The following is a 25,198-nucleotide window of genomic DNA, read 5'->3' on the forward strand; positions in this document are numbered from 1 at the left end:
CAGCGTCGTGGCAGTCGCATTGGCACATGTACGTGTCGTAGCCGCCACTGAATCCGGTGCAGAAGTACCCGTTGCCTGGGCCGCACGAGACACCGCAAGAGCAGTTGGTTCCGTGGAGTCGCCCCGTTGATGTGCGGTATGAGCCAGCGGTCAGGATGTCTCTCATTGGTCCGCTTCCTGCCATTCAGGTACGTCGCGGTATGCGATGAAGACATCGACTGTCGGATCGTCGCGCTTCCACTCATCACGGGTTTCTTCGGCCCACGCACGTTTCCGGTAATCGACTCCGACCGCGACGACCGTGCCGAAGGTGTCTCGGTAAGCGGCTGAGTATCGCCGCGTGGTGCCTTCGTTGGGCACGATCTCGATGTTGGGGAGGGCAGCAACCACAGACGCCACATGCAGATCGTGCGTCTTCTCCGGGCCTTCCTTGCCGCAGGAGCACTCCCAATCGCCACTATGGTTTGTGCCGCCGCGGTGCTGTCCGAGTGCTTCGGCCAACACCCCCACCACACCCGCGGTCACTTGACATCCACATCAGGGATCAAGGTCGACGGGTTCACGACAACGCGGTACTGATCGACACTCACTGTCGCAGGGTCGAGCTGGTCGACCTTGTAGGTGGTGACCGCATTCAGACCGACGAAGTTCTTAACGATGCCCATCGGTGACTGGCACGTGACTTCCAGCTGAGCGGGTTCTGCTTCGATATTGCAGCGGCCGGTAATGACTTGGAGAAAGTCGCCGGTGATGTTGTTGATTGTTGTGATTTCCCGGGCGATCTCAAAGTTGGCGGCGGCGGTCGAGATATTCTCCGAGGCGACGTCGGCGGTGTTCTGACTGCCGCAGCCAGCGAGTCCGACGGTTGCGACAGCTGCTGCGGTGGCGATCACGATCTTCTTGATGGTCATGCTTCTCCTCGTAGTGCTGCACGTTTGGCAGCGCGCTTCGCTTTCGCACGCTCGTTTCTTTCAGACGCCTGCACACGGATGCATTTGCCGCACCGCCTTGTCCCTTTATTTCCAATGAACACCGTGTTCTCGTCGGTGTACTCATGTCCGTTTACGCAATGCGTTTTCGTTTGCTCTATGGCGTTTCCATGCCGCCGCATGTCTTCCATGTTTTCTACTTGGGTGCCGTACTGCAGATTTCCGGGCGTATTGTTCAAGCTGTTTCCGTCGAGATGTCGAACAACCATCCCCGCCGGTCGAGGGCCATGAAACGCCTCCGCGACCATAGAGTGGACGGTGCGATCTGTACGCTTCCTGTTGCGGTAAAGGTGCGCCCTTTCGTAGCAGACACCGTCCTTCATCGGGGCCGTCGTCTTCAGGATTCGACCTCGAATCGTGGCGTCAGCGCCCATGCGATGCACAGTGCGCGTCTCTGATCGAATTCTGCCCAAATCGCTGACCTCATACAGACCTTCGTAACCGGGAACCGGTTTCCATTTCTCGCCGGGCAGGTCCTCCACGACTGGTGTCGGTTTCCGACTCAGCTGCCAGTGACGGCTACACAAACCCTTGGCAAGGGTCTTCTGATTGCAACTGTCGACCGAGCACACTGGATTGGGTGAATGTCGCGGGCGTAGCGTCTTCTCTGGGTCGCCGTAGCGCGCCCACCTCTTCCAGTGCATATCGCACCAACCATGGGTGGACGCGCCCCTGCGATCACAGCCAGCCACAGAGCATTGGATATGATTCATAACAGCCTCTCTTCTCGGTGTATCGAGAGATGGGGTTAGCGCCAGGACGGTTCTTGCCGGAACCTTCTGGCGCGCTTCATATTCTAACACTCTAATCACCATTAGCGGCGCTAACCAGCCTGCAAAATCATTCGTGCCCAATCGGATTCGCGGACGACAGCTCGGCACGTCGAACTTCTGCACTGAACCAATAGTGGAGGTGCATAGTTCAAACGTTGGACAGTCGCCAACACGGGAGACCCATCCGCGTACCGTTTCGTCCGCTTCACCAGCCTCGACGACCGCGACACCGACCCGCCCGGGTTGATCACACGGTCATAGACATTCACCGTCTCGGTGACCTCGACAGGCTTCCCGTTCCGCAGCAATGGTTCCGTCGAGTACTTCGGTGCGAATGCCGGCGTGAATACAACCAGGGTGGTGTGACCGCAGTCGGGGCATTCAATGCCCTTCGCTGGCTTCGGGCGTTCCTCGTACGGCCACCGCGCAAGATTCGTCGCCCGCTGATCGCACAGTTCCGACGTGAAATCCTCGACCCACTCGTGGGTGGCGATGACATCGATGCGCTCGAGCATCCACCTTGCTACCGAATCGACGGTGGCGATACCGTCCGAACGCATCCCCTGCACCCGTAACGCACCATCCGTCGAGTCCGCCGACGCCAACACCTTCCACGTGTTCGACATGTCCGGTGCCGGCTGGCCAATCGACTCCGCTGTGTACTCGGCCCACGAACACAGCAGCCCGAGGGTTTCGTCGGCGGCGTCGACGGCGGCCGCGGAGATCGGCAACTTCGACGATGCTTTCATCGGCGCGGTCTTCTCGAAATCACCCTTCACAGGTTCGAGTTGCTCCCGCATCCAAGCGACAGCTTTCGGTGTCGTCGCGACGATCTCCCGCAGTCTGGCGAGGTGGCCGTGGCACAGGTAGCTGGTGCCATCGTTCGCGCCCCTGCGTGGCTCCGAGTGATCCCACACCACATTGCCGTTATCGAGCATGTGGCGGTGCGGCAGCAAGCATTTCCGGTCAGACATTGATGTCCCCCTCAAAACTCTCCGGTGGGTCGGGGTACATGCCGAGTGGGTGCCGATTACCTGTCGGGTACTTGGCGTTCGCGTCGCTCATGCGCTGGATCTGATAGTCGATCCGCAGACCCGTTTCGGTGACGTATCGGTCTGTGATCGCACGCTGGATCAGGTGCCGGAGCGCGTCGCGATGATTGCCCGGTCCGAACAGTTCGTCGTAGCGGTCGTCGAACAGGATGGTGCGGATGTCGACGTCGCGGTAGTCCGGCTTCGTCAGGCACGACCCCACCAAATACGGATGCCCGTCGAACATCTGCGTCACTGCGATCGATGCGAGGTCCAACGCGTCGAGGTCCGGTGCGTCGATATAGCACCACGGGTTTGCACTCATCGTTCCTCCTGGGTGACCAACGTGACGATGTGATCGCTGTGCGTCGTCCGGGCCGGCTTACAGCCGTAGCCGTTGCTGTTCCGCCATCCGTTGGCCCAGTCCAGCGTCAGCATCTCGCCGCAGCCAGGACATTTCAGCTTGTCTCCCACCTCGGGATTGATCACGACGTCGTCGCTCACCTTCCCCACCCCCGATTCAGTTCTGCTGCGGCCCAATCGGTCCACGTGACGTTGGTGCCGGGCACATGCTCGACGGCGTAGGCGGTGTGCTGTGTGCGGGGCGGATTGCCGTAGGGCACGAGATACCCGAGCAATCCGGCGGCGGCCGCGGTGTACGAACCGCTACGGAGTCGTGCGAGCCAGTCCGTCGACCGCAGCCCGTCGAGCCTCTTGAACGGATCAGACTCATTCAGCTCGAGCGCTGCGTACGGGGACACTCCCGCAGCGATACGTCGGGCCGGACTGAATCGATCGGCGCAGCAGATGATGTCCCGTGGATTCGCGAGCTCGTAGACGACAGTGTTCGCCGGCCACTTCCCGTGCGACGAATGCAGACCGAAGCCCGGTGCGGGCACGATCGAATCACCCGCAGCGCGAGCTGGATTGGCGATGTTCACCACGAACGCGATGTCGAGCTTCGACCCGTTCTTGTTCAGCCACTCTCCCCGCTCGACCCGCTCGAGGAATCGGGACGCGACGATGCCGCCGAGACTGTACGAGATGATGCCGGCGCGGTTCGGTGATTTGAGGACCTGCCTGGCGAGGTCCTGGACGCCGATCTCGACGCACTGGTCCATGGGAACCCCTCGACCGTCCGATGCACCGATACGACCAATAGTCGCCGGGTAGTTCACATCGAACAGTCGGAACCTCTCAGGGTTCAGCTTGCGGGTGACGAGCCCGCACATGTCGTTCCGGGGGCCGGGCGCGTTGCCGGTGCCGCGGGCGACGTACGTGTCGATGACGACGCTCATGACATCGCCAATGCTGCCAGGACTTCCCCACGTAACGCGAAGTCTGCGAGTGGTATTCGGAACGGGTGCGGCGTGCACAATTCCCGTGCTCGTTCGATCGCTGCGAGAGCCTCAGCCAGTTGACGTTTCAGCCCGTCGATCTCATGCACCGTCGTGACGATGGTGCGTTCGCATCGCTGCTCGTGTTCGATGCTCATGCTGGTCGCTCCACAATCGATGCTAGGGCTTTGATCTTGTTCTCGCGGTGGTCGCTCCACCGGTCCACACCGTCGGGCAGTTCGACTTCCACGACGGGTGTCGACTGGAAGCCGAGGGTTTTGAGGTGTTCGGCGGCCGTCGCGTCTTCGGAGACGTCGATGTCGGTGAACGGGACGTTCGCTTTCGTGAGTGCACGTTTGGTGGCGCGGCACGGCATGCAGTTCGGTGATGAGTAGACGGTGACCTTCATTCGGGTAGCTCCCTCGGGGAATCGAGAATGGTGATTTCGAGCCACATTCCGGGCTTCCCGGACTTGTGGAGTACTACTTCGGGTTTCGACATCAGCTCTGGAATGTCGTCGGCGACGAGGCCGTGGTCCTGAGCCAATGAGTCGTAAATCGGCTTTGCGGTTGCTGCAACATTGTCCGAGTCGCGGCGGCCCCTGTCTGCGGGCCGGTAGTGGACTTCGACGACCGCGTGCGGGACACCCGTCGGTAGCTTCGCGGCTTTCGCGAGCCACGCCACCGTCTGCCGGATCTCCTTGATGGTCCTGGCCTTCGCGTACATTGCCCCTTCGCTTGCACCAGAATCGTTAAGAGACAGTGGTGGCCGCAAATACGGGAGCTTCACCACCAGCGGCCCGGTCATCTCGCCACCCGCCCAGCAACGATCGAGATGGTGTGCAGGTACGCCTCGCCACGCTGGTCGTACGTCTTCGTGCTGACTGAGACGATGGTGTTCCGATCCCATTTCGCGGTCTGCCCCATGATCTCGTCGAGGTCCGCGAGGGTGATGTGGTCCCGCGCTTCGAGTTTCAGTTCGGTGGTGAGCTTCGCGCGCCGGGCTTCCCGTTCCCGCTTCTCACGCGCTTTCTCCATGGACGCCATCTGCTCGGTCTCCATGTGCTGCTGACGTGGCTGCTGATTCCACATGGTCATCGCTTCACGACCGCGGTGACGAACGCGACGACGGCGATGAACACGATCACGATCAGGAACAGTGCGAACGCACCCCACAATGGCGCGGTCACCGCCCACCACGACCACATGATGACCCCCGTCAACTTCAAGACGAGGAACACCAGGAACAGTGCCCCGGTGAAGCCGATACCGGTTGAGCGTGAACTGGACTGAGATGTAGTGCTCATGAGTTCTCCTTGGACGCGCGGATTTCCGCGAAGATTCGATCGAGGTGGGGTTTCATTTCGGCGGGGATACGGCCCCCGTTGGGGATGGTTTGCAGCATGCGGGTGGCGTCGTTCGGTTCCTGCCGCCACCCGCGGGACTTGGTACAGAGCAGGCAGGTTCCGTAGTCGCGGCCCTGCTCGAACATCGGCACTTCGCAGATGCATCGGGCGTGAGCGAGGGCAACCGTCGAGCACGACATGTGGAACAGTCCGCGTTCGCCGCGCCACAGCGACTGCTTGGGGCCGTCCCACTGGTGGGAGCAGTTCACGACGTCACGCTTGGTCGAGCGGCCGCCGCACCATTCGCAACGGGTCAGCAGACGTCGACGCCAGCGCTGAATGAAGCACCATTGGATCTCCCAATGGTGGACGTGCCACTGCCACCGAGTGCCCCTGCATTCGCCACGGAGTGCGTCTTCCCCGTGGGGTTCGACATGCCAGACCGTGATCAAGTCCGGGAAGTAGTACTCGCGTCCTGCGAGGGTGACGAACGGGCTGACGTGGTTGCGACTGATCTGGATCTTCCACCGCGGTGTACGTCCTGCTCCCCGGCTTGATTTCTCGGGGTATGGCCGGCGGATGTTGAATGCGACGACTTTCGGGTCATGCATCTGAGCTCTCCTGGGGGTGTAACAGCTGAGGCTGAATTCGATTGGTGGCGTTCGGGCCCGGCTCGCAATGGCGGGGCCGCGGGACGCAGCAGTCGGAGCAGATCGACCACAATCGGTGCCGTGCAGTCGGTCCCGGGCAATCACCCTCGCGACTGCACTCGTACGTCCCGTCGCCGTGGTTGACGAGATCGCCGCCGCAATGGAAGCGAAGCGGCCTGTCCGGATACTCGCGTGACCACTTCTGCTCGTACTCGTAAGCGCCCCAAAAGCACTTGTTACGGAGGTGGAACGTGACGGCTGGACCGAGGATCGCGACGACGTTCTCCTGCCATGTCACCGACTGCTGCCGGTGGGTGACCACTTCCTCGCAAGCGGGGCAGACGCCGGCCGTCTCGAAGCGTGTCGCATTCTCAGCCGACCTCGCAGCCGTCTCCGTCGCGACGATCTCCCGGCACGGCGTGAGATCACCGCACTTCACACACACCGGGTAGTGCTCACCGAGGATCGGCCACCGCATACCGACGACCCGACCGTGGATGTCTTCGTCCATCGCGGTCCGCCACGTGTCGAGATGCGCGGGCCGAAGGTGGAGCATGTACGGCTTATGCCACGTCGATTCACCCTCTCGGAGCGGCGAGTCCCGTACCTCCATGACGCGCCACGGCTTGAAGTCATGGCCGATGATGTCGCCGACTTCCGGCCGGGCCTTCGCAGCACCGTGCTTGGCTCCGTCCGGCCACCACGTTCTCATTGGCCGACCTCCTGCCACTCGGGTACGTCGCGGTAGGCGATGAAGTATTTGCCGTTCGGTTCGTCGCGTTGCCACTCGATGCGGACCTCCTCCGCCCACGCACGTTTCGAGTAATCGACCCCGACCGTGACGATGTCGCCATCTAAATTCCGATATGCGGCTGAGTACCGACGTGTGGTCATTGGCCCTCCTGGGGGTGTAGTGGTTCGGTGATGTCGCGCTCGGATACGTCGGAATCGAGCTGAGTGAGGCCGTCGCTGACGAACGACCCCATCTCGGTATCCGAGTGCCGATCGGTGGCGTCGTAGCGTTCAGCGGCCTTCATACGAGCGAGGCACGGGAGCCGCCTCCGCTCCCCCGTAGACCACACACACGGCGTACGGGCCGAGGCATGGCATGTCGGGCAGGGGACAATCTCGGCATCCCGCCGAGCCGCGGTCACAGGGCACGCTGCTCACGTAGATGTTCGCAACGAACAACCGGTTCAGAGCCGATGATCCAGCCGGCGTCGTCGCAGTCGTGGCAAGACTGAATCGCAATGCGCCGAGCCTTCGCTCGATCCACCGTCGATCGGCCACGAGCCTCATCCCATTCAGCGCGAGCCACGCGAGCTTCCTTGCACCGACCGCAATTCGGAGGGTTCGTGATGTTTTCGTGGTCGGAGCATTTCGGGGAAGGGGCAGAACCACCCGCGTCAACATCAGTTACCCCCCTACCTAAATCTCCACTAGAAGAGGTCGGGTCGGGTCGGGTCGGGATGGGGTCGGGTCGGGGTTCGCGAACAGAGCCAGAACTTCGAGAATTGTTCGGGCGAACTTCCTCCGAAGCATCGCCAGAAGTTCTCTTGGAACGCCGCTTCTTCATCCGCTCCCGCGCAGCTTTCCGCTCCGCTTCTACCACTGCTTTCATCGGTTGATAGCCCTCCCAGTCATGAAACTGGAAGCCTTGCTCGCTGTCGTTGACTGCCTCAAACCACAACTCGGACTTGACCAAAGCGCGTGCAAGCGAACCACGAGGATCCCAACGCTTCGCGATCTCTCGCGGAACAAAACCGTCGGTCAAATTGCGCGCGGACCACGTCCCAGCAAGCACCCACAGGCCCATTGGGGCGGTTCCGGCACGACGAACCTTCCTGTGATCAGGTAGGCCATCATCCGCTTTAAACCAGGGCATCTGGCACCCCTGGCACCTCTGGCTGCGCAGCCGCACGCCCCTGATCGGACGCCCATTTGCCAATCGCGAAGCCCGCGATAAACGCGACGCATTCCCTTTTGCCGCAGTCTTCTTTACCCTCGCCTTCGCACCTACAGTTTGGAAGCACCAGCCCGTAGTCGGCGGACATGTGGCGCTCCGCCCGCTTGAACTCGTGGACCAACCAATCATCGGCGTTCTCCCAGTCGATCCCTGCGAGACCGTTCAGCACAGGTTCGGGTGCCACGATTTGCACTGCCCGTTCCGTGTTCTCTTTCACGCGCGACCAGCAGCATCCACAGAAGTAGCGCCACTTGTCGGTCACTGTGGTGTGCGACATGGCGATGCCAGCGAGCTCCTTGAGATCGTCTATCTCGAGACCTGCCGCAATCAACTGGTCAAGACTGGATTCCCAAGCGTTCGGTAGCGACTGGTGCTGGCGGCCGCGAAAACCGTCGCCTTTGAATCCATCCCAGTGCCGCTTGAATGAACGGTATTGCCTAGCGCGCGTTACACGTTCAGCATGACGTTCCGCGGCGACGATTGCCATCGCTCCCGCCCACTGCAGTGCCCGGTCGTTGACTTCACTCACCACAGCAGCGTCGGGGTTAGCCGCACTCTTGCCTGCATTGCAATCGACGCATGCAGCGACCAGATTTGATGGATCGTCACCGCCACCGAGAGTGACGGGTACAACGTGGTCAACCGACAACTTCACCTCAGGAGTTGTCCCCCCGCAGTACCGGCACTGATGATTGTCGCGTCGAAGAATCTCGAAGCGCAGGCGTTTTGAAACAGGCATCTAATCGGCCTCCTCTGGTAGTTCCTTGCACAGGCCGCTATCCGTCAGCATCACGAATCGGCCACCTATCCACACCGCCACGTCTTCCGGATCATGCTGCTGCCGAACCAGATAGCCGAGTCGATACGACTCATCGCGGTTGCTCTCGACGGTCGCGTGGCACGGCGAGCACAGGGCCAGTCCGTTCGACGGGTACGCGGTCTCAGGGCGGCGAGTACCTCCACTGCCTCGCGGCCGGCGGTGGTGGAACTGCTGGATCGGAGCATTCATACAGATCTCGCAGACACCCATCGCGCGTGCCTCGATGATGAGACGGGTGTCGTTGGTGAACGCGCCCGCCCTCACTCTGTGAATCCGTTCGCCAGCTCGAGCAACACGTCCGCGTGGCACGGCTGATCGAGCCGACACCAGCAGGCCAAATCCTTCCCGCGTAGCTCCGGAAGCATCGCAATCAGCGGCGGGTTAATCAGCCACTCAGTCAGATCTGCTCGGTACAGGCGCACCGATTCGCCACGTGCCCACTTCCATGCACCGGGCCGCTCCACATCCGACCAACTGTTTGTATGCGCCCAGTCATGGTCAATCACGTACGTGACACCGTTCTCGTCGATGACATCGACAGTGGGGCAGCACGGCGACTTAATCACGCGGAAAGGATTGCCCCACTTCGTTGGTCGCCCGACGTAAACCGCACCGTTGGGCATGCGCCAGCCCTTCGTGCGCTTCCGCTGGATCCGCTGCGGGCTCACTGGGTACCTCCGAAGTCGAAACCGACCTCAATCGGCTTGGACAAGCGAGCAACGATCAGCGGCAGATAGTCCGCCTCCCGCTCGATCGCGATACACCGCATGTGCTCGTGCACGCACGCCTCAGCCGTCGTCCCCGAACCCGCGAACGGCTCCAGCACAACACCATTCGGCGGCGTGACGAGCCGGACCAGCCAACGCATCAGGTCGAGCGGCTTCACCGTCGGATGCTGCACCCCGTCGACGGACGGCCGCTCGCTCGCTGGCGCTTTCGCCTCGTAGTGAAACGTCGGAAAGAATCTCGATGCGCCACCAGTGTCGCCGTAGCCCGACCACGCGGCGCGGTCATAGTGGCCGTAGATACCGTTGTCGCCGGTGGCTGACTTTTCGTCTCCCCGCACATTGCCGCCGGCAACACGGATCCCACTCTGACGATCCAACCGCTCGGCCTGCGACTGATCCAACGCCACGTTGGACGGCCACCGACCGATCACATCCGACTCCACCCCTACCGAGTTAGTGAGCGCCTCGCGATACCCCTGCTCGACGCGGGACACCCGTTGAAGAGAGCTCGAGGAACCCGCAGTATTCGTGCGGGGCTCGCTGCCCACTCGGCATGCATTGACATTCAGCGCGCCGGTGCCGTGGGTCAAAACGTTCACAGCCACCGTGCCCACGATGGGTTTGCGGCCAACTACGATCGGCTCGAACGATGGCTTGAGAGCAGTTCCCCACCCCTGCCATTGCCGAGCCGCATCAGTCGCCGGCGCTGTCAGTACGTCGGATACGCCGGCAAAGGCACTCAATGTCGTCGTGCTATGTTTCGCCGTCTGCTGTGCCGCCCGTGGGTTCGGGCCGACCACGTCCCGTTGTGCGCCCGCGGCCTTGTCAATCGCCTTGGATACGTCGAGGGATTTCGGGAACCCGGAGCCGTACAACCATGCAATGGAATCTCGAAGCTCGAAGCCAGAGTCCTCGATGGCGGCCGCGAGCCGATGCCAGGTGCGTGACCCGCCGAACGACACGATGTGCCCGCCGGGCTTGAGCACTCGAAGGCATTCGGTAGCCCACGCCTCGCACCATCGTTGAAAGTTCTTCATGGCGCTCGGGGACAGGTCGTACCGCCCTGCATCCATCGCGCCCGTGTCGCCTATCTGGTCGTCGCTTCGTTCAGGTCCCCGCCGATGGACACCGGGAGTCCCCGAAGATCGAGACGACCCGAATTCCCCTGGCTGGTCCCACTGCTTGCCCATGAACGCAATCCCGTACGGCGGATCCGTCACAACGGAGTCGACCGAACAATCTTCGAGCGTGCGCAGGACATCAAGGCAGTCCCCGTGATGCAGAGTGACTACGTCGTCGACATAGTGGATCGTCATGGGCGGACCTTCCGGAACAGTTCCCGGAACCTCGGGAACGGCTTGCCGCACCCGGCGCACACGGCCCGACCGCTGACCGACTGCGCAGCCATCGCCGTCCACGCCTTGTGTCCGGCGATGATGTGATCGACACAGACTCGTACCCGGATCCACTCATGCTCAGGCTGATCGAGGATGCATCCGTGAATATTGGCGACATGCTCGGCGGCCTTCGTGCACCGGGGTGTCCCAACCATGCCCTGCGGTAGCTCGCACACCGGCGGCTTTGATACGGGATTCATGACTGCACCGCCATGACGTCAGTCGTGGGGCTTGCCCCTGTACCAGGCCGTCTTTCGCCAGCTCTGCCGTGACTCGGGAGGTTCATCGTCGATGAGGACAAGACCGGGCGGGTTCTCCAAGTACTCGATCGCGCTTTTGAGTAGCGCGACGTTGTCCGCGAGCAAGCCGATGGCCATGTTGCACCTCGAGCAGAGCAGGCCACGCCACTCGCCGGTCGAGTGGTCATGATCTTTGTTGAGCAGGCGCACGACCCCGTTGCGCTTGCTCCGTTCAGGTTGCTTGCAAATGTCGCAGACGATGCGGTCGACGAATAGTCGCTGATTCTGTTCTGCTCGGTCATGCACGGCGCGCCGGTTGGTGCTGGCGCACTTTTTGCATCGGGATCGGAATGAGGTGCTACCAGCGCGCCTGTTCGCATTTTCGTCAGTGAGTTCAACGCCGCAGCTGCCGCAGTGTGTAGGTGCCGATCTGGGCATGTGTGGATTCTCCTCATCGTCATGCGGCCACCGCATGCGTGATGTGTGCACCGACGCGCTCACCGAGCCACTTCGCGACGTTGACCGGGACGGCGTTGCCGATCTGCTTCTTAACGTCAGATGCCTTGCCGGCGAATTGGTACGAGTCCGGGAATCCCTGAGCTCGAGCGCACTCACGATTGGTGAGCATCCGGAATCGCGGGCCGTCGTCGGTGAGTGTCGCGATGCCGTGATGGTTCCCGCCCGCGGTGACTGTTGCCAACGGGAAACGATCAGCTCGGCGAGCTTTCGCGTTGCGGCGGTACGTCACCAGATGGGTGACGCCGCGGTCCTCGATCTGTTCGATCTGCGGTGTCACATACAGCGGTCGCGTGATTGGCTTACCCAGGTCTGCGTCGAGAATCGAATCAGCATGCGCACTGTCGATAGTCGACATGCGCAGGTCCACATCGCCGGAACGGGTGAACACGATGAACAGTCGCACTCGATGCTGCGGCAAGCCGAAGTCCTTCGCGTTCAACGTAACGATCTGTTCTCTGTAGCCGAGTGCACGCATACCGTCGAGCCACCAGTCGAACAGTGACCACTTCCCGAATTCTGCAACGTTCTCGACGATCACCGCCTCGTAGCCGTGAACCTCGGACGCTGCGATGACCGCGAATGCCGTTGCCCGGTCGATCGCCCCAGCATCAGCACGGAGCCGTTCGACGTCGGCCGGTGGCGTCTTACGGCCGCCCGACCGTGCGTGCCACACACACGACGGCGACACCCACGCAATATCCGTCTTCGGGAACGTCCGAAAGTCGGTCTCGGACAGGTTCGCAATTCGATGCTCGGTATCGGGATGATTCAGCTGATGCGTGTGAACAGCGACCGGCCAATGGTTGGCGCACAACCGGACGTCATACCCGGCCTGGCTCAAGCCCTCCGATGAACCACCTGCGCCAGCGAACAAGTCTGTAGCAGTGAGCGTCATGGTCGACCCCGATTCGCGGCGAGCTCAGCAGCCCGTTCCCGCAACCGATCCGAACGCTCCTGCTCCCGATCCCACTCCGACAAATTCGCCGGCACACGATCCTTCCACCGCGCCGCGTAATGCCCACCATCCATCGGCTGCTCGAACTCATCAATATGTCTCGTCATGCCGCCACACCCTTCTCAAGATTCGAATAACGTTCTGCCGTACGGGGACTGATATGTGCCATATCCGCGGCCGCATTCACCGACATGCCGGACTCGCGGAGCATGAAGAACGCGGCCTTCCGCTCCTCGCGGGTCGCATTCGTCGGCTGGCCAGCCATCAGCCGCTCCACCACCACCGGATCCGGAAGCCCCGATTCCTCCGGTGCGGATGGCACCTCGAACGGGTCGTCGATATCTGTCCACTCAAACGGGTGCACCCACCCCTTACGGATGGCCCGCTGCCGAGCGATCTCCGAACCGCCATCGATACCTAGGCGGTTGAACACATCACGAACCGCGACATGGGTCTCCCACAACACAGCCCCCGTCGAACACCTCACCCTCGACAGAGACGACCAAGACATTCCCACCTCGGTGGCGATCTGCTCCAACGTGTAACCGATGCGCGCCAGACCCTGCAGACGGCGCACCGAACCCACGGCCAGCACATACGCTTGATGCTTCGACGGACGCCCATCAACCGCCAACACTGCAGCGGCGTAGCCCCTTCGGGTCGACGGCTGTCCTGACTTGTACAGGCTGATCTGGGTGTCGGTGATCCCAGCAGCCCGGGCGATCATCGCGATCGACATCCCGACCGACTCCAACCGCGCAATGTGTTCACGGACCGCAGTGGTATCGACGAGGTCGGCTCGGGAGCTGCGACGGATTCGAGAAACAGGGAAGCCCAGCCCTTCTCCGCGCATCACTTCACCCCCCGGTAATGCTGGGTGAGCGCATTGATCGCGACGTGGTCTTCGGTGGTCTCCAGATCGGTGCCGGTGTCGGACAAGAACTTGTTGACGGCGTCGCCCCATGCAATCCCCTTGAACTTCAGGGACTTCTCCAGGGCAGCGCGCGCCTCGCCTGCCGGCGTCGAAGTGTCCTGCGCAGATTCCTCCGCAGCCGCCTCAGGTACTGCCTCGGGCTGGGACTCAGCCTTGATCGCGGCCGCCCGCTCCAACAGCACCTCGCGGACCGTCTGAGAACCGTCGGACTCGTCGAGCATGTCCTCCTCGAACGCCAACTTCCACGTCGAGTTCACGGACTCCTTCGAGTCAGCAGCCCGGGCGACACGGAATACCTCTTCCGCCGTCACCCCCGACTGCAGATCCCGGACATGAGCACTCGCCGGATCGCACTTCAGCATCTCGAAAATCAGCTTCTCCAACGTCAGATCGGGGACGATCTTCGGCTTGTCCTCACCCGGCTTGATGCCCATGTGAACCGATCGAGCACCGACGATCCGTGGGTGTTCGGTGCGGAACATCCGAACCCACACCGAGCAATCGAACGGTGTCTTCTTCTGCGCGTCGACCTTCCACGTCTTGTCCTTCGTCGGATTGCCGGCCTTGTCCATGACAGCTACCTCGGCACCCTGCGCAGTGATGACGACGATCCCCGGGAAACGCTTGAGGATCAGCATCATGTCCTTGTGGCGCGCGTTAGCCAGGTTCCACAGGTCCGACGTGATCTGAATCTCCGCGTCAGGATTCTTGTCGAGGATCTTCGAGTTCTTCTCGCGACGACGGGCTTTCGCGTCGACCCACTCCTTCTGCATCTCCCACTCGGCGGTCACCGAGTCGATCGCGAGAACGACCGGCGGCTTTCCCTCGTCGTGGTACTGCTGCGCGAGATCTCGGGCGTCGCGAATTTGGCCGATGATCGTCGACCAGCGGCCGTCGTGAACGATGACCTCATAGCGGGCACCGTCGATAGCGCCGTACTCGTCGCCTGCACCCTCACCGAGGTCGAGCCACAGTGTGCGCGAGACCTTGTCGGATGCCGACAGTTCAGCGATCGCCCAGGACTTGCCGGCCTTCTCTTCGCCCTCGAGCATGATGAGCGGGTACGGGACCGAGCCCGTTGGTGGTCGAGTCTGCAACGTCATGCGGCCACCGCCTGAGCGGCGCGGTACTTGCGGATGCCCCAACTGATGGCGTGGCAGCTCAGCAGGTAGTGGTGGTCTAGCTCTCGGAAGTTCATGTCGTACCAATCCGTGAAGGCGTACCCGTCGAACTGGAAGTCGTTGAGTGCGGCGTGCGCGTGCTCCTCGCCCCACTCAGCAATGTCCAGCAGGTCGCTGCGGATCTCACGCCACAGAGGGGCGTTCTCCAGGCCACAATCGGATCGATACTCCCGGTCTTCCCAGAACCGCTCGAACACTGCACGTTTGAACATCTCGGGCGAGTAGGTCTTGGACACGGTTGGGCCGCGTAGCTTCTCGGCCCAGTAGTCCGGGCTGATGTCGCCGCTGGACTCGAACCACGGAAGCATGTCTTCCTCACGCGAGAAGTGGAACGACTGGAGATCGCCGTCGATGACGAGATGCCATGGCCAGGTGATGATGTCGAACCAGTACAGCGACGACCCGGGACGCTTGAATCGCAGATGCCGGTACAGCCCGTCGTCCTTCAGGACGGTCATCTCGTGCTCGCGGACTTCACCCAGGAGCTGGCGGAGTTGCTTCGGGTAGCGGCTCATGCGGCCACCCGCTTGGCGGCGGCACGCATCGCGTTCACGACGTCGGACTTATCCCGATCCAGACCGTCATTCCACGTCACCAGTTCCTGACCTACGAGCTCCTCGAGCGCCTTAAATGCATCCGTGATCCCGAATCCTGTGTCGGCCGGATCTTCGTAGTCGTCGGGCCGCCCGTCTTCGTCGTACTTGAAAGAACCACCACCGGCGAGGATGATCGCGCCGACCGTGCACAGGCATCCGGCTTCGTCCTGGAACTGTCCGCGTGTCCAACCCTTCACCTCGATCAGGTCAGCGGCCTTGGTCAACACTTCCTGTGCGTTCATGCTGCGTCACCTGGCTCTGGTCGGGCCTCGATAGCCAAGACGTCGACGAGGTCGAGTTCGCCGGACTGCCACATCCCACGCACGAGCGGCACCAGATTCTTCGACGGCGTGAACCGTGCCGACGCCGGCCGCGCCGCAGGAACGACGACATCGATGCCGGGCTTCTGCGGCTCCCCCGCCTTGTGCGCGGCGAGCGCTGCGGCCTCGAGGTCCTTCCGGGCCCAGTCTTTGATCACGTACCGCACCTCGACGGCGTCCTCGTTTTCCTCGAGGAGCCACGGCAGGATTTCCTCATCCCGCAGTTCGGGTTTCGGTTTCGGCTGAGTCGGTTTCGGGACCGTCGCATACCCGAGCTCCTCCCGGGTGTCGGGGTCTGCGGACGTGTACAGGTATTCGGTGCCGCGCGGCAGGTCCGCTTGTAGTGCTTTCTTCGCTGCGTTGATCGCATCGTCTGCGATCTGCTTCACCGCGGTGCCCGCCGCGATGGTGCGGAGTAGTTTCTGTCGGTCGTTCACGAGATCTCCTCGGGTGGTCATCGAAGGTTGCGGGTGACGGTGGCGGCAACTTGGTCGGCGAAGGTCTCTTTGACCGCCTCTTTGAGCTGCTGCTTGGCCTGTTGGGTGGCGTCGGCGACGGCCTGCTGTAGCTCGCCTTTCATCACCTGGGCGACTTGCTGGCCGACCACATAAGAGAGCCACGTGGTGCCGTCTCGGTTGCCGTACATGTCGACTTCACCGCGGCTGTTGACCTTGCTCTTGAGCTGGTCCTGGGCCTGCTTGGTGATCATCTCTTTGAGCGTCGTGGTTTCACCGGTGCGATCGCCGAAGCGGTTGGTCGGCACGATCGGGTTGGCGATGACCTCCCGCAGGATGGCCTCCACCTGCGCCTGCACGGTGTCGCGCAACTCCTGGCTGATGAACTGACGAATCTCTTTCGAGAGGTCGACGTAGAGCTTGTCGGCGACGATCTTCTGAATGATTTCGCGCGGACCAGCGAACGGCTCGGGCTGCTCCAGATCTGGGTCGCCGCTGTACGGCAAGTTCGGCCACATCGTCTCGATGAGCTTGGCTGGATCGAAAGTGAAGCTGATGGGGGCCAGCGCTTCTCCGCTGACACGGCTGTCTTCGGCGTTTGTCACGAGTTCTCCTCGGAAATGGTTTGGGTAGGAATGGTTTCGGTGTCCCACCGCGAAGCGGGATCCTCGAATGGGTCGAAGTCAGACGGCACGGGTGACCACCTCGACCGGAAGTTCGACCACAGCGACAGGGCAGGGAGTGGGGCCGTGCCACAGGACGCCAGCGCGGTGGTCATCGACGATGAACTCGCGGCCCAGGCGGCCGATCTCGCGGAATCGGGTACCCGGGTCCAGACGCCATAGGGACTGCTCGTCCCAGACCATGCGCCCGGTCATGGCAGCCACAGGATCGTGATCGGATAGCCGTCCAACTCGTCCGGCCGCAGAGGCGTCGGATCGCCCGTCTCGAACCACTCTTCCGGGCCTTCGTCGTCACCCATGAACGCCTTCACCGCGACCTGCGCTGTGTCGGTGCGGATCACAGCCCCGACGGGAAGCGTGGGGAGGATGTCGACGGTGACGGTGTCGCCGGCGTTCACAGGGTGCCTCCGGTCCACACGTAGTGGATCGCCCAGCACAGCAGCACGAGGCAGCCCCAGATGACGAACTTCGACCACGGATCGAGGCGGTCATCCTTCGGGAACGCGGCATCGACCTCTTCGACCTCGTACGGGTCTTCGTCCGCTTCCGTGTACGTCGGGCCGGTGGTGGAGGACACGAGCCGCAGATGCCGCGGCACCGCGGTGATCACGCCGCGATCCACCTCGAGGAAGTCGCTCATGCTGCGGCCCTCGCTTCTTCGATCAGTTCTTTCATGCGGCGATAAGCGTTCGGTGCCCCCGCTGTACGGCTCGGGCTGTTGTCGATGCAGCCCGGCCAGTCCTGCTCGCAGAGCGCAACGATTTCGTCCCAGTGGTCGACGAGATTCCGCCACACAGGCGAGATGTCACCAACCGCCGACATGTGCAGCCGGGCGAGAGGGACCGCACGGAACAACCGCTCGCAGCGACGGAAATCGCTGGGGTCGTGTGGGTGTGAGTCGAACTGACTCCACTTGGTGATCGGCACACCGGACAGGTGAGAGGCGATTTTCTCGGAGCTGATGCCCCTCTCCCCTGTTGCGAGCCACATCGTGAAGTGTTCGATTGGGACCAGAGCGTTCATGCTGCTTCTCCTTCGGACCATGCCGCGGCGACTGGGCCGGCAGCTTCGATGTCGAGTGGGGCACGCCGCGTCCTCGGCGGCAGCCCGCCGTAACGCCGCACCGCGGACCGCGGCACCCGAGCCAACAGGCGATTACGGGGCAGATCGGCGAGGACAATGACGTACTCGGTGTCGGTGGATTCGGCGATGTCGACGGGTGTGCCGTGGGCGTAGATCCCCCACTGCGTCGTCACATCGACAGCCAGGACCTGGGCGCTCATGCCGCCACCCGCTGCATAGACTTCGCGTACCGGTCATGCATCACCAAAGTCCCGGCGACGGCGACGTTCATCGACTGCACCGACGGTGTCGGGATCTGCACGATCCGATGGCACCTGTCCAGCACCGCCGGTGGCAGACCGCGGTCTTCAGCACCGAGCAGGTACAGGGCGCGGTCGTCGTGATGGAACGATTCGTCGAGCAGTTTCGCGCGCGGGTCGAGTTCCACGCCGATGATTGGGCAGCCGTGCGGCAGGTGCCGCACCAGATCGTCGAAGTCCGCGTAGTGGATCAGTGGTATGCGGCGGTCCACCTTGCTGGTGTCCGACGCCTGATGCCGGTACCGGAGACCGACTGTTCCGACGAACGCTGCCCCGTAGAGGTTCGCGTGCCGCCACAGAGTGCCGACGTTCGATTCCGTTTTCGGATGCCACACCGCGATCCCGAAGTAGCCACTCATGCTGGCACCTCAGCTGGGAACCATTCCTCTGCCAGCTCTTTGAAAATGAGCGCTTTCCCGGTGTCGACGTTGGCGATGCCGACTGCTACCTGCCCGAGATGAATGCGCGACTCGCTGTGCGGGTACAGAACTAGGACGCGGCTACCGGGCAGCTTCTCCCACCGCTCCACGCCGACCGTCGCCATCACCTGCATCAGCCATTGCAGGCCGAACGCGTGACCGACGCGGCGGCCCTTCTCCTTGTCGTACTGATCGAGGCCGTAACCACCGACACCCGTCCCGCCGCCATCGCCCTTGCAATGCAGCATCGCGGACATGATCCCGTGGTCCTCGATGCCGAGGCGGGTGGACTCGATCGTCATCACGTCGGCGCTATACGTCACGCCTTCGTGGACGACGTTGACGTTCAGTGCGTTCATGCCGCACCCACTGCGGCGGATGGGATCTCAGACAGGTGCACGATGTGCCCGATGCCGCGCAGCTTCCCGTACACAACCTCGTCATCGACGGGCAGCCCCTTGACGCCGGCACGGACCGCGTATTTCAAAGCTGCTGGGTTGCCCTGAGCGAACATCCAAGAGCCGGCCGAGTGCACCCGATCCCAGTAGTCCTCGATCGTGTACTCCCCGACGCCGATGCCGTCGATACCGATGTTGACGGTCTGGCCCGACAGTGGATGCGGTGCCTCGTGTATTGCGTTCATTCGTTTCTCGTTTCGTTTGGGGTGCCGGGAGCAGTGGCGAGACCGCTCACCGGCACCAAGGAACCCGCGCCACCCAGCCCGGCGGCAGCAGGAAGAACAGGAAGGGAGTCCCAGAACCTCGGTAAGATCCGGGTCAGTGAAACCTGAAGCGCGGCAGTGATTGCGTCCGCGGTGATCTGAATCAAGTTCGGGATCATGACACCGACGATCAGGGCGTCCAGGTCGCAGTCCGCGCCCATCGGGTAGCCGTCGTAGACCTCACCACGAGCGATGAAGGTCATCGCGGCACCGCCCCATACAAGGCACGCCACTTCATGCACTGCGACTCAGCCTTGCTCCGCCACCAGAACGTTCGACTCTTGATGCAACGGCCATCCCTGTACAGGCGCGCCTCATAGGTGTTCGGGATACCGGGAGCGCCGAAGACGTTGAACAACTGGCTGTAGCTGAACGTGTACTCGCTCATCCCGTCACCTGCCAGAGTGGTGAGGCGGCCAGACCGCCGACGAGGATGCCCGCGAGGATCAGGTGGGGACGGAGACGGTGGAGGGTGCGGCGGATCATGACGCGGCCTCCGCTTCGGCGAGAAGCATTGCCGCAAGACGCCGATGCCCATCCGGACTCGTCAGCTCACCGAGCGAATGCCCGACAACAAACTCCGCCGGCACCGCAACCCAAACCTCGGGCGGGTACGTGTCGTCTTTGTTCCCGTCTCCATCCCATCCGCCGATAGAAGCACCGTGAATGCGGGCCCTCATGCGACAACCGCCGATCGCATGTTCTTCCCGCACCGAACGCAGCGAGCCGAGATGATGCGAACACTCTCCGCCGTGAGCCCTGGCCCGATACCGCTGAATCGCTTTCGCACTGAGAGGTTCTCGTGGGTGCAGTCGAACAGCACGCTGCGGCCATACCGATCAGCGCACGAGCGACATTCAGCGATGCGTACAGGATGCCCCGCGTCGTCCGCGTACCCGCTGTTATCACCGGGGAACGTGGTGTGCTCGATGTACATGTCTCCGACGTCAATACGATTGCCGCAGCTGCACTTGCGTTGCTTGCGGCTCTTGCGTGGAACTGTCGTGTTCACGCGATCACCTCGATGGGTGTCTCATCGCGGGCGATGGACTCGGATGGGATGTACCTGCCATCCGTGGCGGACCATCGAGTGTTTCCGACGACGTTGATGATCTTGACGGCGAGAGAGATGCGGATCGGGTCGCCCGTCGTCCAACGGATCTGCGCACCTTCCGGCAGTGCGTCCAGTGCATCCCGGACCGTCTCCCAATCCCCCTCGAGCACGAGGGGTTCCAGCTCCCGGACACGAGCGATGAGAGCAGGGACATCGGTGCGAGAGTGGGCGATGAAGTCCGCATCCGTCGATACCAGGTAGGGATCCTCGAATACGCACTCAGATTCCGGGATTGCGGACGAGCCGATACCGCGTGTCCTGGTCGAGTGGTCGTTGGACCATCCGTCGTAGACATTCCACGGGCCGTCGGTCGCCTTGCTTGCGCGTGCTTCGAGCGCGTCGAGGTCGAGTGGTTCACTCATGCCGACATCACCGCCAACCCCGTCACGCCCACGATCAACAGCACCGCGACCACAACCGACAGGACACCCAACCCCAGAATCCGGGCATCAGACTCATGCCGAGCCCACTGATCGTTACGGATCTCCCGACGATGCCGAGCACGAACCTTCGGGTAATCGATATCGCTCATGCCGACACCACCGATGGCTCGAAGGCCGCGATCACGTCGAGGTTCCAAATGCAGCCCGACGCGCAATCCCAACCCCAGTACCACTGCGGGCCATTGTGGCGCTGGGACCACTGATACGGGGCGATGATGATGCCATCGAACTCCCCGTACAGGCGGGGCCAATCGACCTCGAATCGGTATGTCCGCGAGGCGTATGTGGACTCGATGCCGTACTCGCTGTCGAACGCGACCAGATCGTTGACGGTCGTAAGGCGCAGAATGTTCGCGGAGTCCGACAGTGTCACCACATGCGGAACTGCAAGGGCGTCAACGGCATATTCCTCGAGTCGGCACCACGATTCCCAGTCGTCCTCGCCAGCGACCGAGACCCACAACCCGGTCGGCTTGTCGGTGCGCTGGTGTTCCTTGCTGTAGTCGAACCCACGAGCCAGCTTGAGGGCCGTTGAGTGGTAGTGCACGAGTGCACCGTTTTCGATGGTCATGCCTTCACTCCCAACTCTTCGATGACCTGAGCGAGCGCCAACCACTGCGCCCGATACGTCTCCCGCAACGAGTTCTGCGACTTCCGTGCTGCCGCAGCCATATCCCGCGCCCGACCGATCGCATTCGGAAACAGGTTGGTGTTGAACACAGTTCGCACACCGTCATCCGTCACAGCCGCAAACACAGGCAGTGGACCGAACCCCGACCGGCGCGGGCACTCGGTGACAGTGACGTCCATTCCGTTGACGGTGATGACACGAGAGGCGGCACTCATGGCTTCCCCCCAACGACGGCAACCCAAGGAACCGGCTCACTGTCAGCACGCAAGTACAACGGGTGCCGAGGTGCACCGTTCTTTGTAATGCCCAGGCACAACAGACGATTCGACCCCGGCATTGCGGCGACCTGACGAACGCGATCGAGCCGTGCATTCGCACCCCAGGCCGCAATCACCAGACCAGGACGACCCAAAGCGACTCGCAACGCAGTGTCGTTCTCGGGGCCGACCGGGTCATCAACGGTCCACAAATCCTGAGGTCTGGTTGCCCGGTACGCGTAGAGATTCACGACATGGATGCCGTCGTAACCAAGCGTCCGAGCGAACCCGCAGCACCGACGGATAGTAGGGTCATCCTGCGACGCATCTGCAGTCGACGGATTGAGCATCACGAAGGTGAGCCAAAGGCCGCCACCCCATACTCGGCGAAGTGTGTATCGATACCGTCCATCGGACGACAACGAGGCCGAGCTCTCCACGCGTTCTGCACTTGGGGCGCTCATGCGGCACCTGCCTTACGGGCTTCGCTATCAAGGAAGCATCGATCCATCCCGGTGACGACGTCTTCCTCGGCACCAGTGCGCAGGTTCTCCAGGAACGCGAGCACACGATCTTTCGGATGCGACTGCGGATACTTCTCCGTCGGCTTGTCGTTGACGCCCGCACCGATCACGTACGACGACGACCAGGTGGACTCGAACTGATCCATCGCATCCATGCCCAGTACGTCGGCGACATGCGAGAGGACGCAATGTTTCGTTTGGCACGGGCTACGGAACGTTGGCCCCTCCCACCACGAATCAGGATCAGTAGCGCGAACCAGTTCCGTGACGTCGGCGAGCAACTTCATCGCCTCGGCATCGCTCGCAAGTGCTGCGCTCATTCGGCACCACCTAACGGGCCGCGACTCAAATCCGAACGCGCAGCACGAGACCGAGGCGACGCCAGCCCCGTCACATCCCGGATCACGCAATCCTCGATGTCAGAGTTCGCGGTGATCATGTTCTTGACGGCACCCTGCTTCGACGCGTAGTCCTCAGTGGCAGCACCGACGACACGGTGGTTGCCGGCGCGGCGAGTCCACCGGAAACCGATGCCGCGAGCGCCATAGAGGGTGATGACATGCGGGGCACTCATGCGGACCTCCGCAACCGGCGCGCGGGAGCCTCACCAGCGACCCACGCATCCAGATCGTCGACGTGGATCAGCCATGAGCCCTGCGGCTCCACCAACTGGCGGCCACGAAGACCACTACCTGGCTTCGCCTGCTCAGCCCACAACGCCTTGTACACGGAATTACGATGGCGGCGAACACGATCCGCCGCTTCCTGCACCGTCAGCCACGGTGACGTCGCGACGCTCATGCCGTCGCCTCCAGTCGCTCAAGCAACCGCGACATTCCCTTGGGTGTAACCCGGACCTGGGGGCAGCGGATGTGCACACCACCGTCGTCGTCGACCCACTCGCCGGTCGGCTTCTCCGCCAGAACGCCGGAGTCCTTCGCGGACTGGTACGCGCGAGGCCGACCCTTGCTGTCCTGGAAGGTCCAGCGCATCATCCGCAGCGTCTCGAACAGTCGCTTCTCGCCGGTCTCGATACCCGCACGACTGAGAACACCCGCACACTCGGACACCGAGTAGTCACCATCGGCCGAAAGGAAGTTGTCGAACTTCGCAGCCTTGGGTGCGAGTTCGCCGATCCGGTTTTCCTGCTCGGCTATAAGTTCTTGCATCGCATGCATGCCGATCGCGAGACGATCCTCACGAGTCATTGCAGCGGGCGCGGTCTCGGCCTCACGTGTGCGGATCGCGAAGTAGGACTGCGCCGCAGCGATTGCAGGCTTCCTCGGATCGCCATTCATTACGACGAGATACGCACCGAAACGCGAGAGCTGGTAGTCGTCCGACGAACGCTGTGCCCCGCTACCGATCTCGACCATTTTGCTGACGCCGACAAAATGATCCTGAGCTGGACTTCCACTGTTCTCGCACGCAATCTTTGCGCGATCGAGGGCGGCCGCGAAGTTGCGCCATGTCTCGTACTCGACGGCCTTCGAGAGCTCACGGGCCGACCAGTACTCCGAGCCGTCTGCTCGAACACGACGAATCGCGTCGAACGGGGATGGCTCCCCATGTCGTACCATTGGTACTGACATTGATCCTCATTTCTGTGTCGTTGCCGTCACCTGTTCGCCCAGGTGGCGGCGTTTTTTATGCAGCTTTTGCGGTAGTGCGCGTCCCACGCTTGGCGACTTTGGTTGGTGTAGTGGGCGACTTCTTGCCCACGAAAAGAGTGCCGGGGAGCACGTCAAGCGCCTCCTCGATGAGCTCACCCATCTGCCGAGTGCACGTTGTCCGCTTGCCGTTGATGAGCATGAAGATGAACTGCCGCGAGCAACCGCAGTAGCGAGCGAGCCGCGCCTGACTGAAGTCGTGCTTGTCCATGTACTTGACGATGAGCTCGGGGTCTCTGACTTGCATCCAGATTCCTCTCGATCGTTTCCGCCGAATTGCGGTAGCCACAGTCTGCTCTCCTTCGCCTTGGTTGTCAACGACTTGCAGACAGAGAGTCGCATACCGGTTGACGTTTCGTCAACACTTACACCGGTGTAGTTCAGCAGCGTGCAGGTCACGACCGGTATCAGTTGGTCTACGGTTAGTTGACACAATTGGCCGTCAAGTCGCCTAGGCCCAGTTGACATTGAGTTTTCGGCGGCTTGTGGACCCGGCGTGACTCTCGGAAGGTATTGGTGTGCACGAGTTCAATCGGTTCATTCAGTCGCAGTGCGACCTACGTGGTTGGCGACCGTCCGAACTCGCCACACGCTCAGGCCTGTCACGGCAGCACGTATCCAAGCTGCTGAACGACAAGCGGAGCCACCTCGGACAGATGCCCGACGACAAGACCATCGCCGGTCTTGCCCAGGCATTCGAGGGCGTCTCCGAACAGACAGTCCGTGACGCAGCCGCACGAGCTCTAGGCGCGGTTGGGGAAGCGGAACGACAGGCAGAGCTCGACCTACAGCGGGTGTCGATAGACGCACTGCTGACCGAGATAAAACGAAGGGTTCAAGCAAATGAAGACACGGGCACGCAGGACACGCAGGGCGATCCGCAGATTGATGGAGAAGCTGGGACTCGCGGAACCCCCAATACACGCGCCGCTCACGGCGGCGCAGACAAGGTCACACCCTTGCGTAGGCGGAATCAAGGCTCGCAACCTGACCCGGCTATGCCTGGCGCGGCGTCGGAACGCGTGAAGGAGAAGACCGACACGCCCGACTTTGAGCCGGGTTCATAACCAAACCCGCAGGTCAGCTAATTACAGTCGCGTAATTTGTCGGTACACCACC

General features: G+C 62.1%; 49 protein-coding genes. 2 read left to right on the top strand and 47 right to left on the bottom strand.

What is annotated here, in order from left to right; genetic code table 11:
• Nucleotides 1–162: 162 nt before the first annotated feature.
• Genes CH283_RS16900 through CH283_RS28345 form a run of 3 tightly spaced genes read right to left on the bottom strand, consistent with a single transcriptional unit; the run spans nt 163 to nt 1,471 of the window.
• Nucleotides 163–525: a hypothetical protein gene (locus CH283_RS16900; protein ID WP_094640301.1), complete on the bottom strand. Its 363-nt coding sequence runs from the start codon at nt 523–525 to the stop codon at nt 163–165.
• On the bottom strand, nt 522–911 hold the full coding sequence (locus CH283_RS16905; protein WP_094640302.1) for a hypothetical protein: 390 nt from the start codon (nt 909–911) through the stop codon (nt 522–524). Before CH283_RS16905 ends, CH283_RS16900 begins: the two co-directional genes overlap by 4 nt.
• The gene (locus CH283_RS28345; RefSeq protein ID WP_176460285.1) at nt 908–1,471 is read right to left on the bottom strand and encodes an NUMOD4 motif-containing HNH endonuclease; all 564 of its coding nucleotides are present in this window, start codon (nt 1,469–1,471) and stop codon (nt 908–910) included. The genes CH283_RS16905 and CH283_RS28345 overlap by 4 nt, the downstream gene beginning before the upstream one ends.
• A 753-nt stretch (nt 1,472–2,224) precedes the next feature.
• On the opposite strand from CH283_RS28345, the gene CH283_RS28020 reads away from it, so the two are divergent.
• A complete protein-coding gene (locus CH283_RS28020; RefSeq protein WP_141215254.1) occupies nt 2,225–2,632 on the top strand; it encodes a hypothetical protein in 408 nt (135 codons plus the stop codon).
• Between the two features lie 96 nt (nt 2,633–2,728).
• Here CH283_RS28020 and CH283_RS16920 read toward each other — a convergent pair whose 3' ends face one another.
• From CH283_RS16920 to CH283_RS17125, 44 genes are all read right to left on the bottom strand, one after another.
• A complete protein-coding gene (locus CH283_RS16920) occupies nt 2,729–3,118 on the bottom strand; it encodes a hypothetical protein (protein WP_094640305.1) in 390 nt (129 codons plus the stop codon).
• Nucleotides 3,115–3,297 (bottom strand): hypothetical protein, encoded by a 183-nt coding sequence (locus CH283_RS16925; RefSeq protein ID WP_141215255.1) that lies wholly within the window; start codon nt 3,295–3,297, stop codon nt 3,115–3,117. The genes CH283_RS16920 and CH283_RS16925 overlap by 4 nt, the downstream gene beginning before the upstream one ends.
• The gene (locus CH283_RS16930) at nt 3,294–4,091 is read right to left on the bottom strand and encodes a hypothetical protein (RefSeq protein ID WP_094640307.1); all 798 of its coding nucleotides are present in this window, start codon (nt 4,089–4,091) and stop codon (nt 3,294–3,296) included. Before CH283_RS16930 ends, CH283_RS16925 begins: the two co-directional genes overlap by 4 nt.
• Entirely contained in the window at nt 4,088–4,288 is a 201-nt protein-coding gene (locus CH283_RS16935; protein WP_094640308.1) for a hypothetical protein, read from the bottom strand. The genes CH283_RS16930 and CH283_RS16935 overlap by 4 nt, the downstream gene beginning before the upstream one ends.
• Entirely contained in the window at nt 4,285–4,539 is a 255-nt protein-coding gene (locus CH283_RS16940) for a glutaredoxin domain-containing protein (RefSeq protein ID WP_094640309.1), read from the bottom strand. Before CH283_RS16940 ends, CH283_RS16935 begins: the two co-directional genes overlap by 4 nt.
• Nucleotides 4,536–4,937 (bottom strand): hypothetical protein, encoded by a 402-nt coding sequence (locus CH283_RS16945; protein WP_094640310.1) that lies wholly within the window; start codon nt 4,935–4,937, stop codon nt 4,536–4,538. Before CH283_RS16945 ends, CH283_RS16940 begins: the two co-directional genes overlap by 4 nt.
• A complete protein-coding gene (locus CH283_RS16950; protein ID WP_094640311.1) occupies nt 4,934–5,227 on the bottom strand; it encodes a hypothetical protein in 294 nt (97 codons plus the stop codon). The genes CH283_RS16945 and CH283_RS16950 overlap by 4 nt, the downstream gene beginning before the upstream one ends.
• Nucleotides 5,224–5,436, bottom strand: a complete 213-nt coding sequence (locus tag CH283_RS16955) for a hypothetical protein (protein WP_094640312.1) — start codon at nt 5,434–5,436, stop codon at nt 5,224–5,226. The genes CH283_RS16950 and CH283_RS16955 overlap by 4 nt, the downstream gene beginning before the upstream one ends.
• A complete protein-coding gene (locus tag CH283_RS16960) occupies nt 5,433–6,086 on the bottom strand; it encodes a hypothetical protein (protein ID WP_094640313.1) in 654 nt (217 codons plus the stop codon). Before CH283_RS16960 ends, CH283_RS16955 begins: the two co-directional genes overlap by 4 nt.
• On the bottom strand, nt 6,079–6,837 hold the full coding sequence (locus CH283_RS16965) for a hypothetical protein (RefSeq protein ID WP_094640314.1): 759 nt from the start codon (nt 6,835–6,837) through the stop codon (nt 6,079–6,081). Before CH283_RS16965 ends, CH283_RS16960 begins: the two co-directional genes overlap by 8 nt.
• Nucleotides 6,834–7,019 (bottom strand): hypothetical protein, encoded by a 186-nt coding sequence (locus CH283_RS16970; RefSeq protein WP_094640315.1) that lies wholly within the window; start codon nt 7,017–7,019, stop codon nt 6,834–6,836. The genes CH283_RS16965 and CH283_RS16970 overlap by 4 nt, the downstream gene beginning before the upstream one ends.
• Nucleotides 7,016–7,279, bottom strand: a complete 264-nt coding sequence (locus tag CH283_RS29130; RefSeq protein WP_441344165.1) for a zinc finger domain-containing protein — start codon at nt 7,277–7,279, stop codon at nt 7,016–7,018. The genes CH283_RS16970 and CH283_RS29130 overlap by 4 nt, the downstream gene beginning before the upstream one ends.
• Before the next feature lie 717 nt (nt 7,280–7,996).
• Nucleotides 7,997–8,830: an HNH endonuclease gene (locus CH283_RS16975; RefSeq protein ID WP_094640316.1), complete on the bottom strand. Its 834-nt coding sequence runs from the start codon at nt 8,828–8,830 to the stop codon at nt 7,997–7,999.
• Nucleotides 8,831–9,175 carry an HNH endonuclease signature motif containing protein gene (locus CH283_RS16980; protein WP_094640317.1) on the bottom strand — a complete coding sequence of 115 codons (345 nt, stop codon included), beginning with the start codon at nt 9,173–9,175 and terminating at the stop codon, nt 8,831–8,833. It lies immediately after the preceding gene.
• Nucleotides 9,172–9,579 (bottom strand): DUF4326 domain-containing protein, encoded by a 408-nt coding sequence (locus tag CH283_RS16985; RefSeq protein WP_255183240.1) that lies wholly within the window; start codon nt 9,577–9,579, stop codon nt 9,172–9,174. Before CH283_RS16985 ends, CH283_RS16980 begins: the two co-directional genes overlap by 4 nt.
• On the bottom strand, nt 9,576–10,955 hold the full coding sequence (locus CH283_RS16990) for a DNA-methyltransferase (protein ID WP_094640433.1): 1,380 nt from the start codon (nt 10,953–10,955) through the stop codon (nt 9,576–9,578). The genes CH283_RS16985 and CH283_RS16990 overlap by 4 nt, the downstream gene beginning before the upstream one ends.
• On the bottom strand, nt 10,952–11,236 hold the full coding sequence (locus CH283_RS28025; protein WP_141215256.1) for a hypothetical protein: 285 nt from the start codon (nt 11,234–11,236) through the stop codon (nt 10,952–10,954). Before CH283_RS28025 ends, CH283_RS16990 begins: the two co-directional genes overlap by 4 nt.
• Nucleotides 11,237–11,254: 18 nt before the next feature.
• Nucleotides 11,255–11,749, bottom strand: coding sequence for an endonuclease domain-containing protein (locus CH283_RS16995; RefSeq protein ID WP_306437455.1), 495 nt, complete (start codon nt 11,747–11,749; stop codon nt 11,255–11,257).
• Complete coding sequence (locus tag CH283_RS17000) at nt 11,733–12,689, bottom strand: DNA cytosine methyltransferase (protein WP_094640318.1); 957 nt, start codon at nt 12,687–12,689, stop codon at nt 11,733–11,735. Before CH283_RS17000 ends, CH283_RS16995 begins: the two co-directional genes overlap by 17 nt.
• Before the next feature lie 163 nt (nt 12,690–12,852).
• The gene (locus CH283_RS17005; protein WP_141215257.1) at nt 12,853–13,602 is read right to left on the bottom strand and encodes a hypothetical protein; all 750 of its coding nucleotides are present in this window, start codon (nt 13,600–13,602) and stop codon (nt 12,853–12,855) included.
• Nucleotides 13,602–14,786, bottom strand: a complete 1,185-nt coding sequence (locus tag CH283_RS17010; protein ID WP_094640320.1) for an AAA family ATPase — start codon at nt 14,784–14,786, stop codon at nt 13,602–13,604. The genes CH283_RS17005 and CH283_RS17010 overlap by 1 nt, the downstream gene beginning before the upstream one ends.
• Nucleotides 14,783–15,379: a hypothetical protein gene (locus CH283_RS17015; protein ID WP_094640321.1), complete on the bottom strand. Its 597-nt coding sequence runs from the start codon at nt 15,377–15,379 to the stop codon at nt 14,783–14,785. Before CH283_RS17015 ends, CH283_RS17010 begins: the two co-directional genes overlap by 4 nt.
• Nucleotides 15,376–15,702: a DUF6197 family protein gene (locus CH283_RS17020; protein WP_094640322.1), complete on the bottom strand. Its 327-nt coding sequence runs from the start codon at nt 15,700–15,702 to the stop codon at nt 15,376–15,378. Before CH283_RS17020 ends, CH283_RS17015 begins: the two co-directional genes overlap by 4 nt.
• Entirely contained in the window at nt 15,699–16,217 is a 519-nt protein-coding gene (locus tag CH283_RS17025) for a hypothetical protein (protein ID WP_141215258.1), read from the bottom strand. The genes CH283_RS17020 and CH283_RS17025 overlap by 4 nt, the downstream gene beginning before the upstream one ends.
• 17 nt (nt 16,218–16,234) lie before the next feature.
• Nucleotides 16,235–16,888 carry a hypothetical protein gene (locus CH283_RS17030; RefSeq protein ID WP_094640324.1) on the bottom strand — a complete coding sequence of 218 codons (654 nt, stop codon included), beginning with the start codon at nt 16,886–16,888 and terminating at the stop codon, nt 16,235–16,237.
• Between the two features lie 30 nt (nt 16,889–16,918).
• Nucleotides 16,919–17,113 (bottom strand): hypothetical protein, encoded by a 195-nt coding sequence (locus CH283_RS17035; protein ID WP_094640325.1) that lies wholly within the window; start codon nt 17,111–17,113, stop codon nt 16,919–16,921.
• A complete protein-coding gene (locus tag CH283_RS17040) occupies nt 17,110–17,316 on the bottom strand; it encodes a hypothetical protein (protein ID WP_094640326.1) in 207 nt (68 codons plus the stop codon). Before CH283_RS17040 ends, CH283_RS17035 begins: the two co-directional genes overlap by 4 nt.
• Nucleotides 17,313–17,558 (bottom strand): hypothetical protein, encoded by a 246-nt coding sequence (locus CH283_RS17045; protein WP_094640327.1) that lies wholly within the window; start codon nt 17,556–17,558, stop codon nt 17,313–17,315. Before CH283_RS17045 ends, CH283_RS17040 begins: the two co-directional genes overlap by 4 nt.
• Nucleotides 17,555–17,941, bottom strand: a complete 387-nt coding sequence (locus tag CH283_RS17050; protein ID WP_094640328.1) for a hypothetical protein — start codon at nt 17,939–17,941, stop codon at nt 17,555–17,557. The genes CH283_RS17045 and CH283_RS17050 overlap by 4 nt, the downstream gene beginning before the upstream one ends.
• Nucleotides 17,938–18,201, bottom strand: a complete 264-nt coding sequence (locus CH283_RS17055) for a hypothetical protein (protein ID WP_094640329.1) — start codon at nt 18,199–18,201, stop codon at nt 17,938–17,940. The genes CH283_RS17050 and CH283_RS17055 overlap by 4 nt, the downstream gene beginning before the upstream one ends.
• Nucleotides 18,198–18,659, bottom strand: coding sequence for an RNA methyltransferase (locus CH283_RS17060; protein ID WP_094640330.1), 462 nt, complete (start codon nt 18,657–18,659; stop codon nt 18,198–18,200). Before CH283_RS17060 ends, CH283_RS17055 begins: the two co-directional genes overlap by 4 nt.
• Nucleotides 18,656–19,078, bottom strand: a complete 423-nt coding sequence (locus CH283_RS17065) for a hypothetical protein (RefSeq protein ID WP_094640331.1) — start codon at nt 19,076–19,078, stop codon at nt 18,656–18,658. The genes CH283_RS17060 and CH283_RS17065 overlap by 4 nt, the downstream gene beginning before the upstream one ends.
• Nucleotides 19,075–19,362, bottom strand: coding sequence for a hypothetical protein (locus CH283_RS17070; protein WP_094640332.1), 288 nt, complete (start codon nt 19,360–19,362; stop codon nt 19,075–19,077). Before CH283_RS17070 ends, CH283_RS17065 begins: the two co-directional genes overlap by 4 nt.
• A complete protein-coding gene (locus tag CH283_RS17075; RefSeq protein WP_094640333.1) occupies nt 19,359–19,643 on the bottom strand; it encodes a hypothetical protein in 285 nt (94 codons plus the stop codon). Before CH283_RS17075 ends, CH283_RS17070 begins: the two co-directional genes overlap by 4 nt.
• Nucleotides 19,644–20,448: 805 nt before the next feature.
• Nucleotides 20,449–20,916: a hypothetical protein gene (locus tag CH283_RS17090; RefSeq protein WP_094640337.1), complete on the bottom strand. Its 468-nt coding sequence runs from the start codon at nt 20,914–20,916 to the stop codon at nt 20,449–20,451.
• Nucleotides 20,913–21,086: a hypothetical protein gene (locus CH283_RS28355; RefSeq protein ID WP_176460288.1), complete on the bottom strand. Its 174-nt coding sequence runs from the start codon at nt 21,084–21,086 to the stop codon at nt 20,913–20,915. The genes CH283_RS17090 and CH283_RS28355 overlap by 4 nt, the downstream gene beginning before the upstream one ends.
• On the bottom strand, nt 21,083–21,568 hold the full coding sequence (locus CH283_RS17095) for a hypothetical protein (RefSeq protein WP_094640338.1): 486 nt from the start codon (nt 21,566–21,568) through the stop codon (nt 21,083–21,085). Before CH283_RS17095 ends, CH283_RS28355 begins: the two co-directional genes overlap by 4 nt.
• A complete protein-coding gene (locus tag CH283_RS17100) occupies nt 21,565–21,843 on the bottom strand; it encodes a hypothetical protein (RefSeq protein ID WP_094640339.1) in 279 nt (92 codons plus the stop codon). Before CH283_RS17100 ends, CH283_RS17095 begins: the two co-directional genes overlap by 4 nt.
• Nucleotides 21,840–22,349, bottom strand: coding sequence for a DUF1643 domain-containing protein (locus tag CH283_RS29040; protein WP_094640340.1), 510 nt, complete (start codon nt 22,347–22,349; stop codon nt 21,840–21,842). The genes CH283_RS17100 and CH283_RS29040 overlap by 4 nt, the downstream gene beginning before the upstream one ends.
• Complete coding sequence (locus CH283_RS17110; protein WP_094640341.1) at nt 22,346–22,729, bottom strand: hypothetical protein; 384 nt, start codon at nt 22,727–22,729, stop codon at nt 22,346–22,348. Before CH283_RS17110 ends, CH283_RS29040 begins: the two co-directional genes overlap by 4 nt.
• Nucleotides 22,726–22,983 (bottom strand): hypothetical protein, encoded by a 258-nt coding sequence (locus CH283_RS17115; RefSeq protein ID WP_094640342.1) that lies wholly within the window; start codon nt 22,981–22,983, stop codon nt 22,726–22,728. The genes CH283_RS17110 and CH283_RS17115 overlap by 4 nt, the downstream gene beginning before the upstream one ends.
• Complete coding sequence (locus CH283_RS29045; protein ID WP_141215259.1) at nt 22,980–23,210, bottom strand: helix-turn-helix domain-containing protein; 231 nt, start codon at nt 23,208–23,210, stop codon at nt 22,980–22,982. Before CH283_RS29045 ends, CH283_RS17115 begins: the two co-directional genes overlap by 4 nt.
• Nucleotides 23,207–24,001, bottom strand: a complete 795-nt coding sequence (locus CH283_RS17120; RefSeq protein ID WP_094640343.1) for a phage antirepressor KilAC domain-containing protein — start codon at nt 23,999–24,001, stop codon at nt 23,207–23,209. Before CH283_RS17120 ends, CH283_RS29045 begins: the two co-directional genes overlap by 4 nt.
• 55 nt (nt 24,002–24,056) lie before the next feature.
• Nucleotides 24,057–24,326 (bottom strand): helix-turn-helix domain-containing protein, encoded by a 270-nt coding sequence (locus tag CH283_RS17125; RefSeq protein WP_176460289.1) that lies wholly within the window; start codon nt 24,324–24,326, stop codon nt 24,057–24,059.
• A gap of 271 nt (nt 24,327–24,597) precedes the next feature.
• On the opposite strand from CH283_RS17125, the gene CH283_RS17130 reads away from it, so the two are divergent.
• Nucleotides 24,598–25,146, top strand: coding sequence for a helix-turn-helix domain-containing protein (locus CH283_RS17130; protein WP_176460290.1), 549 nt, complete (start codon nt 24,598–24,600; stop codon nt 25,144–25,146).
• The last annotated feature ends 52 nt before the right edge of the window (nt 25,147–25,198 follow it).

The organism is Rhodococcus sp. 05-2254-2 (assembly GCF_002259095.1).
GTDB lineage: Bacteria > Actinomycetota > Actinomycetes > Mycobacteriales > Mycobacteriaceae > Rhodococcoides.